The sequence below is a fragment of the Porphyrobacter sp. TH134 genome (assembly GCF_002855495.1).
Taxonomy (GTDB): Bacteria; Pseudomonadota; Alphaproteobacteria; order Sphingomonadales; family Sphingomonadaceae; genus Erythrobacter.
Genome location: NZ_PKRO01000054.1, coordinates 1 through 16733, shown reverse-complemented (window position 1 = coordinate 16733; position 16733 = coordinate 1). Strand labels below are relative to the sequence as shown.

Here is a 16733-nt window from a genome sequence, read left to right as displayed (position 1 = left end):
TCCCGGAAGACCATCCGCCGGGAAATCGATCAGGCCAAGGCGACACCTCGTAAAGCTGGATGTCGCCTTACGGCTCCTGTGAACTGTCCTTCAACAAATGGGCGCAGGACTTTGCCAAGCTCAACCGGCAGGTGATGATGGCGCATGTCATCGACGCGCTGCGGTCGCAGATCGCCAAGCCCTTCGAAGCGGAGTGCGAGGCGGTGAACTGCCACCACAACTACGTGACGCGCGAGCATCACTTCGGAGAGAACGTGCTCGTCACCCGCAAGGGGGCGGTGCATGCGGCAAAGGGCGTTATGGGGATCATCCCGGGTTCGATGGGAGCGAAGAGCTTCATCGTGCGCGGGCTGGGCAATCCCGAAAGCTTCGACAGCTGCTCGCACGGGGCAGGCCGAGTGATGAGCCGCACCGCGGCCAAGAAGCTGGTCACGCTTGACGAACACCTCGCCGACACGGCGGGCGTGGAATGCCGCAAGGACGCGGGCGTGATCGATGAAACGCCCAAGGCCTACAAGCCGATTGAAGCCGTGATGGCCGCGCAGGCCGATCTGGTGGAGATCGTCCACACGCTGAAGCAGGTGGTGTGCGTGAAGGGGTAACGCCCTTCGCGCCGCCATTGGGGGTGCGGAATGCAGGACTGGGTTGGCCAATGGGTTCAGGAAGGTCGTCTGTGGATCTGGCAATATGCCGAGCCCAATCATGGCTGGCGCGGATGGCATCTGTCTGCGGACCCAGTCGGTTGCCGATCGGTCAGAAATTTGCTCGATCGCATGAGCGGGGGAGAGCCGTGCCATCGCACGTTGCAACTCGATCCTGTCACGGACGCCGTGCTGAGAATGCCCAACTATGGCAAGAATAGCCGGGGTCATTTCTCGAAGTTGAGAGTCGAGTTCCAGCCTGACCATGGCGATCTTACTCTCGTCCCCGACGAAGAAAGATTGATTATGACCGTCGGCAATAAACGCCTGCGAACCCTTTCATCGGCGTTCGCCGCAGTCGAGGTTGGCGATGGTGACTTTGGGATTGGAACATCCGACAACAAACGGGCCGCCCCATGGATGTTCTGGTGGCCGCCCCGTCTCGCGCAATAGAATTTGGCATTGAAAGATACACATGATCACCATCGACGGTTCCGAAGGCGAAGGCGGGGGGCAGGTGCTGCGCTATGCAGCGGCGCTGTCGCTGCAGACGGGGGAGCCTTTCACCATTCAGAACATCCGTGGTGGGCGCGCGAAGCCCGGCCTGATGCGCCAGCACGTCACCGCGCTCGAAGCGGCAGCGGCGATCGGCTCAGCGGAGTGTTCGGGGCTCGCGGTCGGCTCCATCGAGCTGACCTTTCGGCCCGGAGCGGTTGTTCCTGGTGAGTACCACTTTGCCATCGGGACAGCAGGCAGCACCGCGTTAGTGGTGCAGACCGTGCTCGTCCCGCTGATGCTGGCAGACGCGCCTTCGCGGATCGTGATCGAGGGCGGGACGCACGCGGCGTCCGCACCGCCGTTCGAGTTCCTCTGCCACACCCTCCTGCCGGTGCTGGCCCGCATGGGCCCGCGCCTGTCGGTGACGCTCGATCGCCACGGCTTCTTCCCGCGCGGCGGGGGGCGGATCGTGCTCGACATCACTCCGGCGCCGCTCACGCCGATTGAATGCATCGAACGAGGCGCATTCCGCTCAGGCAAAGTCGAGGCACTGATCGCGGGCATCCCCTTCGACATCGCCGACCGGGAACTCAAGGCGGCGCGAAAAGTGCTGGCCGATTGGCCCGACGACGCCTTTGCTCCGGTCCAGCTTCCGGCCGGGCGCGGCCCCGGCAACGCGCTGCTGATCACGGCGGAGTGCGAGCATGTGACCGAGGTCATGTCTGCCTTCGGCCAGATCGGCATTCCGGCCGAGCGCCTCGCCAAGACGGCGGCGAAGCGGATGGCGGGCTACCTCGGCTCGGGCGCCTTTGCAGGGCCGTATTTGCAGGATCAGCTGCTGTTGCCCATCGCGATGGCCGGACAAGGCGCGTTCACTACGGTCAAACCAAGCGAACACTCCCGCACGGCCGCAGCGCTGATCGCCCGATTTACCGGGCACCAGTTCATCTTCAGCGAGGATGCCGAGGGGCGGTGGCTGGCAAGCCTCGGGTAAGCTGGCCGCCGCCTCTCGGGAACCTGTCACACCCTCAGCTTGAACGAAGGGCCGGCATAGGCCCGCACCGCGTTGCCGCGCTCAAGCTCCTGATGGGCCTGCCATTGTGTCCGGCGGGCATCATCGGCTGCCTGTCCGCGCCGTTCTTCTAGCATGATCGCGAGCTTGAGCCGCGCCAGTTTGCGATTGGCGTGCTGCGATCGCTGCTCCTGTGCCGTAGCCACAAGCCCGGTCGGCAGGTGCGTTGCCCGCACTGCGCTGTCAGTCTTGTTGACATGCTGCCCGCCCGGCCCGCTTGCGCGCATGGCCTGATAGGCAATGTCGTGCTCGCCCAGATCGGGAATGGCATCGGGCATGGGGGCCAGCGCCACGCCGACAAACCAGTTGCGGCGCTTGTGCGCGGGACGCTGCGGGCTGGTGCCGATCCACTGGTTTGTGCCGACCCGCGCTGCGGCGAAGCCGGGCGCGCCCTCACCTGCGATGCGCAGCAGGACGGAGGCTGGCAAGTCCTCCGTCCCGTCGAGCACTTCGCAGACCAGCCTCGCATCCTGTGCCTCGCGGGCGAAAGCGCGCGTCAGCTGCGCCACCACCCAGCGACATTCCTGCGGACCTTTACCCGCTGTGATGTGCAGGATCACTTCAGTCATGGCGGCCTCTCGTCTTGTAGCTCAGCAACGGGCGAAGCTGAGCGATCACGCGGATCAGGCCCGCCTGCTCCAGATCGGCGATCACCATGCCGATGTCCTTGTAGGCATCGGGCGCTTCTTCGAAGATCAGGCGGCGGTCTTCGCAGATCACATGACTGCCGAGGCCGGTGCGCTGCAAGTCAGCCACTTTGAACCGGCGTGAGAGCCGGGCGTGGGCGTCCTTGCGGCTCCACTTGCGGCCCGCGCCATGCGCGAGCGAATGCAGCGCATGATCCGCCCGGTCGGCAAGCGGCTCGACCAGATAGCTGAAATCCCCTCGAGAGCCCGGGATCGTCACCAGCCCGCGATCGGCGGGCGCTGCGCCCTTACGATGCAGCCACCCGCCCTGATGCGCGGCCACGCTGTTATGGCAGATGTCCAGCACACGCCTGCCAGATATGGCGAGGCAGCTGCAAAAACGGTGCGCGATGATTTCGCGGTTGACGACCGCCCATTGCACCGCCGCATCGTGATCTGCGAGATAGGCGCTGGCTTCTGGGGTATCAGCCATGATCCCTCGGCTGATATCCCCCTGGCCGTGCGCCTGCTGGACCGCCTGACCCAGCCCGCGCGAGCCGCTGTGGACCATCATCCACACCCGGTCGCGCCGCAGCCCCAGTGCATCGAAGCGAGCATCCGCGACCACCCGTTCGATCCGCAGGAATTCCACAAAGTGGTTCCCGCCGCCGATCGTGCCGAGCGCCGGACTTGCAAGAGCAGGCGGCACCCCGGCCTCTGCCAGAGCGGCGCTGCCATCGCCCTGCCATGGATCGTCCAGCCCCTGCAATTTGCGTTCGGCGGAAGCGAGCCTGAACTTGCGCACCGGGCAATCGGTTTCCCACAAGGCCATCCCGCAGCCGATGTCGCTGCCCACCAGATGCGGCCAGATGCGATCCGCCCCCCAGAAAGCCGCGCCAACTGCAATGCCATTGCCAGCGTGCAGATCCGGCAGCCCCACGATGCGGGCCATGCCGTCATAGGCAGCGGTTCTCTCAAGCTGGTCGAGAGCAAGGGGGTCAAACCGCCGATGATCGGTCGCGATCAGAGTGATCGGGCTCATGCCGTCACCCCCTTCCCGTCAGACTGGCCTGTGGCCAGTAGCGCTTCGAGCACGGCGATATCTTTGAGGATGCCGTCGCGAGGGTCGACGAACAGCTCCCGGCGCCGGAACCAGCGCCCCTTGCGCCCGAGGACTTCGCCTTCGAACATCCATTCGCCATTTCGTCCGACCGAGATGCGCGTGAGAACGAAATCCTCGATGTGCTGGCGCACATGCATCTTGACCGTGCTGCCGGTGTCGAGGCTTGCGCAGATCTCGCTGAACACAACGTCCCAATGGCGCCCACGCTGACGCCTGAGATAGCGGACCAGCGGAGCAAGGTTCTCGTTCAGTCCCTTGGTATAGGGCGCGCCGATCTTGGCGTGGCGCTTCATGCCGATGTGGCGGGTATCCGGGTGAAGAGTCCTTTTCAGCTTGGGAGACGCGGCATGGCTCGCGCCCCAGCGGGGACGCTCGACGATGACCTTGAACATGTCGTCACGCATGGCGAGTCTCCCCGGAAAGAGAGATGGCCGCAACGGCGACGAAAATCGGAAATGCGAAGAAATCGGCGGCTTCAATGCCGCCGGAAGCAATCAGGCGAGACGCGTCGCCCGTGAAAGAATTGCCCATGCAATCTGTTCCTGAACACAGGGGAATAGGATTTGACGGTGGTGACGGGCGAAAGCTGCACGCATGGTCTTTTCCTTTCCTCGTTCAGAACAGGCCACGATTGGCTTCGGCGCCGTTACTCCAGGACGGCACCTGAGACAAGTACTCCTGGCTTGCCCACTTTCATGCGAAAGCAGATGCAGCCAGTTGCTATAGGCATAGGGCTGCAAGCTGCCTTATGCCCGAAATCACATATTATCTGTTTATGCCATAAATAGCATATTGCTTTTTTATGTGATTTCTCACATAAAGCGTCGAGGAGGCGCTCATGTCGCAAATCGCACGCTCGGCTCGCCAGCTTGGCAACCTCATTCAGCGGACCCGCAAGCAGCGGGGCCTGACACAGACCGAGCTCGCCCAACTGGCGGGCATGCGACAGGAAATGGTCTCCAAGATCGAGACCGGCCATGAGGGCACCAAGCTCTCATCGGTCTTCGCGCTCTTTGCCGCTCTTGACCTCGAGCTTGTGGTCGACACCCGGTCTGGACGCGCAACGCAGAACATCGAGGACATCTTCTGATGCCGCGTCGCAAGACCCACGCGCCGCTCAATGTCCTAATCAACAATCGCCTCGTCGGGCGTCTGGAGAAGCAAGCCAGCGGAGCTGTCAGCTTCACCTATGACCAGACCTGGCTCGACTGGGCACCTGCCTTCGCGATCTCGCTGTCTCTTCCCTTGCGCGAGGCCGCCTATAGCGGGGCAGCAGTGGTCGCTGTCTTCGACAACCTTCTTCCCGACAATCCCAATGTCTGCACCCGCGTGGCAGAGCGTGTCGGCGCACAGGGAACCGACTACTTCAGCCTGCTTGAGGCCATCGGACGCGATTGTGTCGGAGCAATGCAATTCCTGCCCGATGGCATGCCTTTCGATGACGGGCAGAAGTTGCGCGGCGAGCCAGTCAACGAGGCCGGGATCGAGGCGATCCTCGCAGGCCTTGCTGCCGCTCCGCTCGGCATGAACCGCGAGGAGGAGTTCCGCATTTCCATCGCAGGCGCGCAGGAGAAGACCGCGCTGCTCTACCATGATGGACAATGGTTGCGCCCACTCGAAGCGACCCCGACTACGCACATCCTCAAGCCGCAGCTCGGCGAAATCCCGACCGCTTTCGGACCGATCGATATGGCCGCGAGCGTCGACAACGAGCATTACTGCCTCGCGCTTCTAAGGGCATTCGGCCTTGCTGTCGCCCAGACGCAGATCATGACCTTCGGCAAACGGCGCGTGCTGGTGGTCGAGCGCTTCGATCGCCGGTGGCGCGGCGGCGATACTCTCCTGCGCTTGCCCCAGGAGGATTGCTGTCAGGCCCTGAGCATTCCCTCGGCCCAGAAGTACCAGAACAACGGCGGACCAGGCATGGCCAGCATCCTCCAGCTTCTGCAGCGCTCGGATGAGCCGCAGAAGGACCAGATGGATTTCTTCATGAGCCAGATCCTGTTCTGGCTGATCGGCGCAACCGACGGGCATGCCAAGAACTTCAGCATCTTCCTGAAGCCCGGTGGACGCTACAGCCTCACACCCTTCTATGACGTGCTGTCCGCGCAGCCTGCCTTCGACAAGGGGCAGATCCCCAACAACAAGTACAAGCTTGCCATGTCAGCCGGAACGAACCGACATTACCGCGTGCTGGAGGTGTCGGGACGTCACTTCGTTCAGTCAGGCAAGGAGGCCGGACTTGGCCAGACCCTGATGCGCCGAGGGATCGAGGAGATATTGACCGAGGCTGACGCCGCGCCGGACAAAGCCCTGTCGCAAATGCCGTCCGACTTCGCTGGCGAAGTTCACCAGAGCATCGCCGCCAGCATGAAGCAGCGGCTGCGGCTGCTGGAGCCTGCACTGGCGGAGCTTTAGGCTGACCGCGGCTCACCTTACTCCGGTTCCAGCAGCGCCTCGCTCCTTAGACGAACCGGCCAGAAAGCAGGCTGCGGCAAGCCATTCTTCGGGAGCTCGGTGTTTGGCCTTCGTCACGAGTGAGGCCTCGCCTGCGAGATACAAAACCTCGGACAAACCCACAGATTGTCCGAGGTTTTGTAACACGGCAGCAACCAGATTTGCGCTGAGAGCGAGCGCGGATACGGGATGATCAGCCCATGCCTGACCATTTTCGCAACAGCGGCACATGTAAAGAAAAGCCGATTTCCTTGGCACGTCGCCAGAACGTGCAAAGCAACGAGGCAGATCCTTGGCATATCCAAGGTTTACGGATCGGCCAAAACGCTAAGCCTCACTTAGCGAAATCACGACTTTGTAAACCTGCTTGTCATAAGACCGCATGCTATCGCCAACCGGACACCAGCAATGCCGAGAGCACATTTCCGATTCATCCTCGCCGCGTTTGCCACGCTTAGCATACCGTCCTTCGGCGCCGCGCAGGTCATCGAAGGGCCTGCCGAAGTCATCGATGGCGACTCCTTGCGTGTTGCCGGAACCGAGGTCCGTCTGTTCGGTCTCGACGCGCCGGAGTTCTCGCAACCGTGCTACAGCAACGGCTCGGAAGTCGCGTGCGGTGCGATGGCCAAGGATGTCCTTGCAGGCATGATCGGCAGCTCAGTTCTGAGCTGCCAGCCGCGCGACACCGACACCTTCGGCCGCATCGTGGCGACCTGCCGGACATCCGGCGTGGATATCGGTGAAGCGCTTGTGGAAGCGGGTTGGGCCGCAGCGTTCCGGCGATATGGCGATGACTATGTTGCCGCCGAGTTGCGGGCGCGCGCTGCGCGCTCTGGCATCTGGCGATGGGACTTCCAGATGCCGGAAGATTACCGGGCGAGCCAGCAGACCGACCCGCAGCCGAGAACGGCGCAAGCATCGCCGCGACCAGCGGGACGCGCACGCCGTTACGAAGGCAATGGGCAATGCCTCATCAAGGGCAATCACTCCCGGCGCGGTGACTGGATCTATCACTTGCCTGGCATGCCCTATTACGATGCGACCCGCGCCGAGGCTTACTTCTGCACCGAGGCCGAGGCGCAGGCCGCGGGCTATCGCAGGGCCATCGTTCGTTAAGGCGACAAATGGGGCTGGCGATTCCAGCCCTGCGAGATTTGATCAGCGAACCTTGTCGGGCTTCGCTTTTGCTTCCGCTTTCAGCTTTTCGATCCGCTCCGAACAGACCTCGCGCACGACGCGGCCAAGTTCCTCGACCTGCGCACCGAGCCATTCCAGCTCCTCCTTCGTGACGCGGTAGTGCTTTGAGTAGCGCGCCTTGACGTAAGCATCCTTTAGCTTCTCGAAACGCGCGCGATCCTTCTTGAGCTCGCGCGGCCAGACATAAGTGAGGCGCGGATCGATCCGCTCGGCCTGTGTGCGCAGGAAGCCAAGATTGTGAACATGGGGGGTGTAGAAAGTGCAGACCAGCAAAGCGCAGTGATAGAGCCGCTCAGTTGCCTGATGAAGCTGAAAGGCGGCATTGTTCGCGCGGCCTTGATCGAGATTGAACTTGAAGTTGTCGAAGAATTCTGCGCCGCTCGGAAACCACTCCTCAAAGTACTCGGTCGCCATTTTGAGCGCCTGGGTCGGGGTCTTGGGCTTGGGCGTGTGCAGTTCGGTATCGTCGGACTGATAGACCGCGATCCCTTCGGCCTTCACGTCCATGAAGAAGTAGCGCCCGTGGGCGAGGCCGTCGTTCACCTCCTGCAGGGTGTGAACGATGAAGTTGACCGGGGTGCGTAGCGTGCCGGTGAGGCCATATTCGCGCATCAGCCGCTCATCGAGCTTGGCCCAGTACTTGACCCGGTCGGTGAGCCGCTTGTCGCTGACGATGATCAGCAGATCAAAGTCCGATCGGTAGCCCTTGGCGGTGTGCGGCTCGTCGACCCACGTACCGCGCGCATAGCTCCCATAGAGGATGACCTTGAGGATGCGTCCGGCCTTCTTCCACTCGTGCTTTGCGAGCGCGAAGGCGTCGTCGAACTCCTCGAAGATCAGCTGCACCACGCGCTCAAGCTCGCGCTGCTTTTGCGGGGGCAGATGATCAAGATCGGTGCGCATGGTCAGATGAGTGTAGCAAAGGCAGAGTCGGCTCGCACCTTTGTTCTTAATCGCTTTGTTCGAAGGCGCGTTTGCCGCGCCGTCGCCACAGGACCAATGCCTGTTCGCGTTCCTCGCCCTGCAACTTGGCGGCAATGGCGAGGAACGCGCCCAGCAGCACAGGCCGGTCATCGTCGGTGAGCTCGATCAGCCCAGCCTTCTGGACCAGCCCGCCGAGCTCGATCAGCTGTTTTGTTCGTTCGCGTCGCTTGATCTGCCAGTCGCGCATGTGCGTGCGTGCCTTGCGGGCCTCAAGCCTGTGCCGCGCCGCTGTCAGCTTGGCGAGTGCTCCGCGGCTCGTGCTCAGTTCCCTTGCCAGCGTTGCGGCCCTTGCCTTGAAAGAAGGCCTCACCCCGCTTGCGCCACGCCTCCCTCTTTGCCGCATCATTGGTCTCGGCAATGACGAGCAGCGCGCCAACCAGGGTCTCGGCGTCGATGCTGTCGGCACCGGTCGCAATGACCAGCTCGCCCAGCTGCTGGACGCGGCGTTCCTTGAGCAGCTTCGCCTTCTCGGCGAGGGCTTTCAGTTCGGCATCAATATCCCGTGGTTTGCGCATCATGGTTCTCCGTATTGAAGTGATGCGCTGATTGTAGATGGTGCGTTCGCCCAAGGCTTCAGGGTCGTCGGAACCGTCTGGGACCGGGTAGTCCCGAACAGGATTTTATCATGTGAGGGCGCGCTTATACGTCGTGCCGACGTGGCTTGTGCGGTGTAGCTGATACGCCGTTATGGCGATCTACCATCTCTCCGTGAAGGTCATCAGCCGCTCGGCCGGGCGCAGCGCTGTGGCTGCTGCCGCCTACCGCTCAGCCGGGCGGCTGCACGATGAGCGGATCGATCGCACCCATGACTTCACCAACAAGGGCGGTGTGGTTCATTCCGCGGTGTTGCTTCCCGAAGGCGCGCCCGAGCATCTGTCCGACCGCGAGTGCTTGTGGAACGCGGTCGAGGGTGCCGAGAAGCGCAAGGACGCACAACTGTCACGCGAGGTCGAGTTTGCGATCCCGCGCGAGCTTGATCAGGCCGAGGGCATTCGATTGGCGCGCGAGTTCGTGCAACGCGAGTTCGTGGATCGTGGCATGATCGCCGATCTCAATGTCCACTGGGACATCGGCGCTGATGGCCTCGCCAAGCCGCATGCGCATGTGATGCTGACCATGCGGGAGGTCGACGGCGACGGGTTTGGCGCGAAGGTGCGCGACTGGAACCGCACCGAGATGGTCGAGTACTGGCGCGAGCGCTGGGCCGAGCATGTCAACCAGCGGCTCGCCGAGCTCGATATCGATGCGCGCATCGATCATCGCAGTCTCGAAGCGCAGGGCATTGGCCTGGAGCCGCAGGACAAGATCGGTCCCGCCGCCTCACGCATGGACGGACGCGGCCTTGAGGCCGAGCGCATTGAAGAACACCGCGCCATCGCGGAGCGGAACGGGGCGCGGATCATTGATGACCCGTCCATCGCGCTCGATGCGATCACGCACCAGCAGGCGACCTTCACAACCCGCGATCTTGCTCGCTTTGTCCATCGCCATAGCGACGGGAAGGAACAGTTCGACGAGGTAATGAGCGCAGTGCGCAGCGCGCCCGATCTGGTCGCGCTCGGCAAGGACGGGCGCGGCGAGGAGCGGTTCACCTCGCGCCAGATGATCGACACCGAGCAGCGGCTTCATCGCGTCTCGGAGCTGCTGGCAGAACGCAGGGATCATCGGGTTTATGAGCGCGGCCGGGATGGAGCGCTGGCGCGCGCCGCAGAGCGGGGTCTCGTTCTCTCCGGTGAGCAGCGCGCGGCGTTCGAGCATGTGACCGGCGAGCGCGGTCTCAGCGTCGTGGTCGGCTACGCCGGGACCGGCAAGAGCGCGATGCTGGGCGTTGCCCGCGAGGCCTGGGAGAGCGCGGGCTACACTGTTCGCGGGGCCGCCCTGTCGGGTATTGCAGCCGAAGGTCTGGAGAACGGCTCGGGCATCGGCTCGCGCACCATTGCCAGCCTTGAGCACCAGTGGAGAGAGGGGCGCGAGTTGCTCACGTCGCGCGATGTGCTGGTCATCGACGAGGCCGGCATGATCGGCACGCGCCAGATGGAGCGCGTGCTGTCCCATGCCGCCGACGCTGGTGCCAAGGTCGTGCTGGTTGGCGATCCCCAGCAGTTGCAGGCGATCGAGGCAGGAGCCGCGTTCCGCTCGATCCATGAGCGGCATGGCGGGGTCGAGATCACCGAGGTGCGGCGCCAGCGCGACGACTGGCAGCGCGATGCGACCCGGCACCTCGCCACCGGGCGCACCGGCGTTGCCATAGCAGCCTATGACGAGCGCGGGATGGTGCATGCGGCCGATACGCGCGAGGATGCGCGCGGCGAGTTGATCGAGCGCTGGGATCGCGAACGGCAGGCAAGCCCCGGCGACACGCGGATCATCCTCACCCACACCAATGACGAGGTGCGCGCACTCAATATGGCTGCGCGCGAACGGTTGCGCGATGCGCGCGAGCTTGGCGAGGACGTGCGCGTTAGCGCCGAGCGCGGCGCGCGATCCTTTGCGAGCGGGGACCGCATCATGTTCCTGCGCAACGAGCGCGAGCTTGGGGTGAAGAACGGTACGCTCGGCACCATTGAAGAGGTGACGCCGCAGCGGATGAGCGTGCGGGTCGACGACGGGCGCAGCGTTACCTTCGACCTCAAGGACTATGCGCACATCGACCACGGCTACGCCGCCACGATCCACAAGGCGCAGGGCATGACGGTAGACCGCGCGCATATGCTCGCGACCCCCGGCATGGACAGTCACGGGGCTTACGTGGCGCTTTCCCGTCACCGTGACAGCGTTGCCCTGCATTATGGCCGCGATGACTTCGCCGATCAGTCCAAGCTTGTGCGCACGCTCAGCCGCGAACGCGGCAAGGATATGGCGAGCGATTATGCGCAGACCGAACCGGCACAAGCATTTGCCGAACGGCGCGGGATCACCTTCCGCGAGCGGGTTGTCGAGATCATCCGCAAGGTGCCCGAGAAGGCGCGGTCGATCTTCGCCAACTTCCGCCCACCGGAACGCCAGCTTGCTACTCCATTGAGCAACGAGATCGGCGCGACAGATCAACGGCGCGCCGTCGAACGTTTTGCGCGTGCCGCCGTCGGCATTGCTGAGGCGCGTCAGCAAGGCTTGCCTGTCCTTCCGCACCAGCGTGACGCCCTGGAGAAGGCAGGGCGAGCGCTCGACGTGATCCGTTTGGATGCTGCCGCCGATCTTGCAAGCGCTCTGCGGCGGGAGCCTGAACTGGCGCGCGAGGCTGCCGCTGGCCGACCACAGGCCGCAATCCGCGCGATGCAGCTTGAAGCGGAAATCCGTAGCGATCCTGCCCAGCGCGCCAGCCGCTTCGTCAGCGACTGGCAGCGCCTCGCCAGGGCGCGCGATGCGCTCACGCGCGAGGGCAATGTGAGCGGTGCGAGCGATGTCTTTCGCCAGATGGCCGGAATGGCGAAGAGCCTCGAACGCGATCCGCAAATAGAATCGCTGCTGCGCACGCGCACCCGTGAGCTTGGGCTCACCATTGAGCCAAGCCGCGATCTCGCCCGCGACCTTACCGCCTCACTGACGATGAACCGCACCCGCAGTCTCGGCATGCAAATTTAGGAGAAGCACCATGGCGAATACAGAACATGACCAGATCGGGATTCCGGTAGAACCCAACGCCGCTCCCCAGCCACCGGACGAGGATATCGATCCGGCCGCTGCTGCATTCACGCGCCTAGAAGAGGAAATGGCGCTGATGCGCCGGGCCGTGCAGCAGCTCGCCGCTGAGCGTGCAGACATCGTTATTCCCGATTACGATCCCACACTGAAAGAAATGGCGAAACAGCTTGGCGCAGTCGGCGGCTACCTGAAGGGCATGACAGCGCATCCGGCGATGCAGCTGACCCCCGAAACGGTAGCTGATCGCATTGCTGTCGCGGCGCAGTCGGCGCGGCGCGCCGACCAGGATCAGATCGTTCAGAGCCGGGCGGAATTGCAGCATGCGACACGGGAGCTTCGCGCCATCACGAACACTGTGCGCACATCCGCCGATCACCGCACAACCGTGGTGCGGACGGCACTCGCAGGCGCGCTGGCGGGGGCCTTGATATGGTCGTTTATGCCCGGCGCTATTGCCCGCGCCTTGCCCGACAGCTGGCACCTGCCAGAGCGCATGGCGACGAGAATGTTGGACGCGCCTAACGCGACGGAGGCAGGAATTCGGCTCATCCGGTCACACGATCCCGAAGGTTGGAAGGTGATGCAATTTGGCGCTCGGCTTGAGGCGCAAAACCGCGAAGCGCTCGCCGCCTGCACAGCGAAAGCCGAGAAAACGGGCGCTCCGGCTCGCTGCTCTGTCATGGTCGACCACCGATCCGATAGGGCTTTGTAGTTGGACGGAAGTGGACGTTGATGGACTTGAAGCGGGTCGTGAGACTTGAACCTTAAACCTTGCAAAGTGTGTTGTGCTGATGGGCGGCCGTTTGGCCTATCTTGGCAAGATAGCCAATTGCCTTGAATTTTCTCCGCGGTGGCGTATTGTTCCTGATCTGTTCCAAAATCTGGCAGGTGGCTATGCCGCGCGATGAGTCGGGGGAAATGATCATGAAACTCTTGATCTTCATAAAACGTCGGCAGTTCGCTAGGCAGGGCCAATGCAGATCATCCGCGCCTTCGAGCCGATCCTGTCGAGTGAGTTCACGCAAGTTCGTGGCAAAGCGCCTCAAGCGGGGCGTGCGCGATGAATCTTGGACCAGACAAAGCGCATATCTTTCGCATCGTGCATCGCGACAACCTGCCCTGGATCTTGCACAACGGGATCCATTGTCGAAGCAGCGAACTCGTCGATCCGAATTACGTCGACATCGGCAACCCGGATCTAATCGATCGCCGCAGTGGCAAGGCAGTTCCGGTCGAACCGGGGGGTACCCTCAGCGACTACGTGCCGTTCTATTTCACCCCGCGGTCACCGATGTTGCTCAACATCAAGACTGGGTATGGCGGCATTCGCCAGCGCGCCAACGAGGAGATTCTGATTCTTGTCAGCAGTTTGTACAAGGTCAGAGATTATCCGCTGCCGTTTCTTTTCACCGACCGCCATGCTTATGTGCAGACAGCGATCTTCCACAACGATCTTTCGCAATTGCCGGTGATTGATTGGGAAATCCTCTGTAGAAGCGACTTTAAGAGGGATAACAACGACTTGGGCAAGTTCGAACGCTATCAGGCTGAAGCGCTGGTCCAGCGGCGAGTGCCGGTCGCTGCGCTGCTCGGTATCGCATGTTCGAGCGAGGCCGCTGCTGGTCAAGTGCATGCCCAGCTCGCGGCAGCCGATGTCGCTCTTGAGGTGGCGGTCACACCCGGGTGGTATTTCTGATGATTACCTACACGCAAGGCAATCTCCTTGAGGCCGACGCGGAAGCGTTGGTCAACACCGTCAACACCGTCGGTGTTATGGGCAAGGGCATTGCGCTCATGTTCAAGGAGATGTTCCCCTCCAATTTCAACGCTTATGCGGCTGCCTGCAAAGCTCAAGAGGTCGAAGTTGGCCATATGTTCGTGACTGAACGCCGCGAGCTTATCGGGCCGAAGTGGATCATCAACTTTCCGACTAAGAAGCACTGGCGTCATCCGTCCAAATTGGCCTGGATCGAAGAAGGATTGCTCGATCTTAAGCGCGTAATCGTTGAACACGATATCCGCTCGATTGCGTTGCCGCCTTTGGGCAGTGGCAATGGCGGGCTTGAGTGGCCCATCGTCCGCGATCGGATCGAGCACGCATTACGCGATCTCGAAGGCGTGCGTGTGATCGTGTACGAACCGACTGCGATTTATCAGAATGTCGCTAAACGCACCGGTGTTGAGAAGCTTACGCCGGCGCGCGCGCTCGTCGCCGAACTCGTGCGGCGCTATGCCGTACTCGGTTTCGAATGCACGTTACTCGAAATACAGAAGCTGGCTTACTTCGCTGAGCGCAGCATCGAGCTTTGCCAGCTCGACAATCCGCTCGACCTGCGGTTCGAAGCGAACCGCTTCGGCCCTTTCGCCCCGCGGCTGACCCACCTTCTGGATGCGCTCGACGGCAGCTATCTTCGCAGCGACAAGCGAATCGCTGACGCTGGGCCGATGGATGTTATCAACTTCGTCGACGCAAAACGCGACCGCATCGCCGCTTATTTGGGCTCGGAAGCAAAAACTTATCTCCCTGCGCTTGAATCGACGAGCGAGCTTATCGACGGTTTCGAGACGCCGCTCGGCATGGAACTCCTTTCGACTGTCGATTGGCTGATCACGCATGGTGAAGAATCGAGCATCGAGGGCATCAAGAACGGATTGCGGACCTGGCGCGGCGGCGGAGACGCAGGGCAGCGTAAGCTACATCTGTTCGACGACCGTATGATCGACATTGCGCTCGCGCGCTTGGCCCCATGGCAACAGTCGGGCGTCGACCAAGCGGGCCACGACTAAGCGCGAGCCGGAGCCCGCCATGGCGCAGACTCAGATTGAATGGACAGACGCGACCTGGAATCCGGTCGCTGGGTGCACGATCATGTCGACCGGCTGCAGCCATTGCTACGCAATGGAAATGGCACGCCGTCTCGAAGCGATGGGGCTCTCCAAATATGAGGGCCTCACGCGCAAGAGCGGAAAGCGAACGGTTTGGAACGGCGTCGTGCGTGAGGACCGAAGCGCGCTTGCTATTCCGCGCCGCTGGCGCAAACCCCGCAAGATTTTCGTCAACTCGATGAGTGATCTTTTTCATCAACAAGTGAGCGAAGCCTTCATTGGTGAGGTCTGGCAGGTGATGCGCGATACACCGCATCACCACTATCAGATCCTCACGAAGCGTCCTGACCGCATGGCTAGGTTTCTCAAATCGCGTGACGCGGACATTTTGCCGAACGTCTGGCTTGGAACGAGCGTTGAAAACGCCGAAGTTGTACCTCGAATTGACGCTTTACGCGAAGTTGCCGCTGCAGTCCGTTTCATTTCCTTTGAGCCACTGATCGGACCCGTCGGTCCGGTGGACCTCGATGGTATTGACTGGGCTATCGTTGGGGGCGAGAGTGGTTCCTCGGCCCGTCCGATCAAAGAGGTCTGGATTGACGAGATATTCCGTCAGTGCGAGGCATCCGGAACAGCATTCTTCTTCAAGCAATGGGGCACATGGGGGGAAGACAACAAGCGCCGCTCCAAGAAGGCGAATGGGCGAAAATATCGTGGGCAAATTTGGGATGACATGCCGGAAGTTCGGCCAAGCGTATGAAATTCTCGCGCTTTAAGTTATACAGGCCTATCTACTAACGCGGCTACGCTCGCCCGGTTATCCGACTGCTTCTAGTAAGAGTACGGCGAGCACCTCTGGTGGGATTCTCTGGCGAGCACGCATGGCAAGGAAACACTATGGTTGGAAGCTTGGCGAAAAACCCCCACTGCTGGGGGCGCATAGCTTGGCCAAGCATCACGTGTTCGAACGTTACACCGAGCGATACATCGAGATCCTTTCGCCAACGCTTGCTAAACGCGAATTGAATCTCACCATCGTAGATGGCTTTTGCGGTGGAGGCCTTTACAGCTTCGAAGATCGAACGGTTCCGGGATCGCCTATTCTGCTTGTGCGTGCAGTGCGGGCCGCCGAGGCTCGATTGGCATTGGCTCGCAAGCATGGCTTTAGGGTGCACGCTGACTACTTTTTCATAGATCGTAAGCAGACGCATATCGAGTTTCTACGCGATCAGCTGGCCCAAACTGAGTTCGCTAATGAGGTTGGGCGTTCTATCCACCTGGCGACCGACACTTTCGAAAGTCGCGCTGACGCCATCATCACCGCAATTCGCGCGAAGGGTTCGAGCCACCGCGCGCTGTTTTTCCTTGACCAATACGGTTGGAGTGCAGTTTCCTTCCAGACGATCCGCCGCATTTTTTCCGAGCTCAAGAACCCGGAAGTGATCATCACCTTTTCGGTCGACAGCCTGATCGACTATCTCACCGCAGAAACAACGCGCATGAAAAGCGGTCAGGCAATTGAACTGGATGCATCCTTGGGAGAGGCCCTAGCAGCGATGAAGACCGAGGCGGTGTCAATGGACACCCAGTGTTACGAGCTAAGGCGACACCCAGTGTTACGAGGTGTCTCGTTGTGACCGTGCGATGATTTCAGGGGCGGGGAGCAT

Annotated in this window: 20 protein-coding genes; 12 read left to right on the top strand and 8 right to left on the bottom strand. The window is 61.8% G+C overall.

Features of this window, described 5'->3' with window-relative positions; genetic code table 11:
- Window positions 1–59 precede the first annotated feature (59 nt).
- Genes C0V72_RS14855 through rtcA form a run of 3 tightly spaced genes read left to right on the top strand, consistent with a single transcriptional unit; the run spans window position 60 to window position 2133 of the window.
- A complete protein-coding gene (locus C0V72_RS14855; protein WP_324761549.1) occupies window positions 60–602 on the top strand; it encodes an RtcB family protein in 543 nt (180 codons plus the stop codon).
- A gap of 30 nt (window positions 603–632) precedes the next feature.
- Window positions 633–1094, top strand: a complete 462-nt coding sequence (locus C0V72_RS14850; protein ID WP_143704624.1) for a hypothetical protein — start codon at window positions 633–635, stop codon at window positions 1092–1094.
- Between the two features lie 22 nt (window positions 1095–1116).
- Window positions 1117–2133: an RNA 3'-terminal phosphate cyclase gene (gene rtcA / locus C0V72_RS14845; RefSeq protein ID WP_101794920.1), complete on the top strand. Its 1017-nt coding sequence runs from the start codon at window positions 1117–1119 to the stop codon at window positions 2131–2133.
- A gap of 26 nt (window positions 2134–2159) precedes the next feature.
- Here the strand turns inward: rtcA and prfH are convergent, their stop codons facing one another.
- Genes prfH through C0V72_RS16750 form a run of 4 tightly spaced genes read right to left on the bottom strand, consistent with a single transcriptional unit; the run spans window position 2160 to window position 4491 of the window.
- Window positions 2160–2780: a peptide chain release factor H gene (gene prfH / locus C0V72_RS14840; protein ID WP_101794919.1), complete on the bottom strand. Its 621-nt coding sequence runs from the start codon at window positions 2778–2780 to the stop codon at window positions 2160–2162.
- The gene (locus C0V72_RS14835) at window positions 2773–3879 is read right to left on the bottom strand and encodes an RNA ligase RtcB family protein (protein WP_101794918.1); all 1107 of its coding nucleotides are present in this window, start codon (window positions 3877–3879) and stop codon (window positions 2773–2775) included. Before C0V72_RS14835 ends, prfH begins: the two co-directional genes overlap by 8 nt.
- Window positions 3876–4364: a hypothetical protein gene (locus C0V72_RS14830; protein ID WP_199797808.1), complete on the bottom strand. Its 489-nt coding sequence runs from the start codon at window positions 4362–4364 to the stop codon at window positions 3876–3878. Before C0V72_RS14830 ends, C0V72_RS14835 begins: the two co-directional genes overlap by 4 nt.
- Window positions 4357–4491: a hypothetical protein gene (locus tag C0V72_RS16750; protein WP_267893448.1), complete on the bottom strand. Its 135-nt coding sequence runs from the start codon at window positions 4489–4491 to the stop codon at window positions 4357–4359. Before C0V72_RS16750 ends, C0V72_RS14830 begins: the two co-directional genes overlap by 8 nt.
- Window positions 4492–4798: 307 nt before the next feature.
- On the opposite strand from C0V72_RS16750, the gene C0V72_RS14825 reads away from it, so the two are divergent.
- From C0V72_RS14825 to C0V72_RS14815, 3 genes are all read left to right on the top strand, one after another.
- A complete protein-coding gene (locus tag C0V72_RS14825) occupies window positions 4799–5050 on the top strand; it encodes a helix-turn-helix domain-containing protein (RefSeq protein ID WP_101794917.1) in 252 nt (83 codons plus the stop codon).
- Window positions 5050–6378, top strand: a complete 1329-nt coding sequence (locus tag C0V72_RS14820) for a type II toxin-antitoxin system HipA family toxin (RefSeq protein ID WP_101794916.1) — start codon at window positions 5050–5052, stop codon at window positions 6376–6378. Before C0V72_RS14825 ends, C0V72_RS14820 begins: the two co-directional genes overlap by 1 nt.
- 447 nt (window positions 6379–6825) lie before the next feature.
- The gene (locus C0V72_RS14815) at window positions 6826–7533 is read left to right on the top strand and encodes a thermonuclease family protein (protein WP_101794915.1); all 708 of its coding nucleotides are present in this window, start codon (window positions 6826–6828) and stop codon (window positions 7531–7533) included.
- Window positions 7534–7575: 42 nt separating this feature from the next.
- On the opposite strand, the gene C0V72_RS14810 is transcribed toward C0V72_RS14815, so the two are convergent.
- From C0V72_RS14810 to C0V72_RS14800, 3 genes are read right to left on the bottom strand one after another with little or no spacing between them, the layout of a single operon-like run.
- Complete coding sequence (locus tag C0V72_RS14810; protein WP_101794914.1) at window positions 7576–8517, bottom strand: HEPN domain-containing protein; 942 nt, start codon at window positions 8515–8517, stop codon at window positions 7576–7578.
- Window positions 8518–8563: 46 nt separating this feature from the next.
- Complete coding sequence (locus tag C0V72_RS14805) at window positions 8564–8785, bottom strand: conjugal transfer protein TraD (protein WP_101794913.1); 222 nt, start codon at window positions 8783–8785, stop codon at window positions 8564–8566.
- Between the two features lie 22 nt (window positions 8786–8807).
- Window positions 8808–9113, bottom strand: a complete 306-nt coding sequence (locus tag C0V72_RS14800; RefSeq protein WP_101794922.1) for a conjugal transfer protein TraD — start codon at window positions 9111–9113, stop codon at window positions 8808–8810.
- Between the two features lie 172 nt (window positions 9114–9285).
- On the opposite strand from C0V72_RS14800, the gene traA reads away from it, so the two are divergent.
- Window positions 9286–12180 (top strand): Ti-type conjugative transfer relaxase TraA, encoded by a 2895-nt coding sequence (gene traA / locus C0V72_RS14795; protein ID WP_101794912.1) that lies wholly within the window; start codon window positions 9286–9288, stop codon window positions 12178–12180.
- Window positions 12181–12190: 10 nt separating this feature from the next.
- On the top strand, window positions 12191–12952 hold the full coding sequence (locus tag C0V72_RS14790) for a DUF6118 family protein (protein ID WP_101794911.1): 762 nt from the start codon (window positions 12191–12193) through the stop codon (window positions 12950–12952).
- 52 nt (window positions 12953–13004) lie between these two features.
- Here the strand turns inward: C0V72_RS14790 and C0V72_RS14785 are convergent, their stop codons facing one another.
- Window positions 13005–13265 (bottom strand): hypothetical protein, encoded by a 261-nt coding sequence (locus tag C0V72_RS14785; RefSeq protein WP_143704623.1) that lies wholly within the window; start codon window positions 13263–13265, stop codon window positions 13005–13007.
- 35 nt (window positions 13266–13300) lie between these two features.
- Between C0V72_RS14785 and darT the strand changes: the two genes are divergently transcribed.
- The 4 genes from darT to tcmP all read left to right on the top strand — a co-directional run bounded on the left by darT (window position 13301) and on the right by tcmP (window position 16703).
- The gene (gene darT, locus C0V72_RS14780) at window positions 13301–13936 is read left to right on the top strand and encodes a type II toxin-antitoxin system toxin DNA ADP-ribosyl transferase DarT (protein ID WP_101794909.1); all 636 of its coding nucleotides are present in this window, start codon (window positions 13301–13303) and stop codon (window positions 13934–13936) included.
- The gene (gene darG, locus C0V72_RS14775) at window positions 13936–15027 is read left to right on the top strand and encodes a type II toxin-antitoxin system antitoxin DNA ADP-ribosyl glycohydrolase DarG (RefSeq protein ID WP_101794908.1); all 1092 of its coding nucleotides are present in this window, start codon (window positions 13936–13938) and stop codon (window positions 15025–15027) included. The genes darT and darG overlap by 1 nt, the downstream gene beginning before the upstream one ends.
- A 19-nt stretch (window positions 15028–15046) precedes the next feature.
- Window positions 15047–15826: a phage Gp37/Gp68 family protein gene (locus C0V72_RS14770; RefSeq protein WP_101794907.1), complete on the top strand. Its 780-nt coding sequence runs from the start codon at window positions 15047–15049 to the stop codon at window positions 15824–15826.
- Between the two features lie 184 nt (window positions 15827–16010).
- Window positions 16011–16703 (top strand): three-Cys-motif partner protein TcmP, encoded by a 693-nt coding sequence (tcmP, locus tag C0V72_RS14765; protein ID WP_172439055.1) that lies wholly within the window; start codon window positions 16011–16013, stop codon window positions 16701–16703.
- Window positions 16704–16733 lie beyond the last annotated feature (30 nt).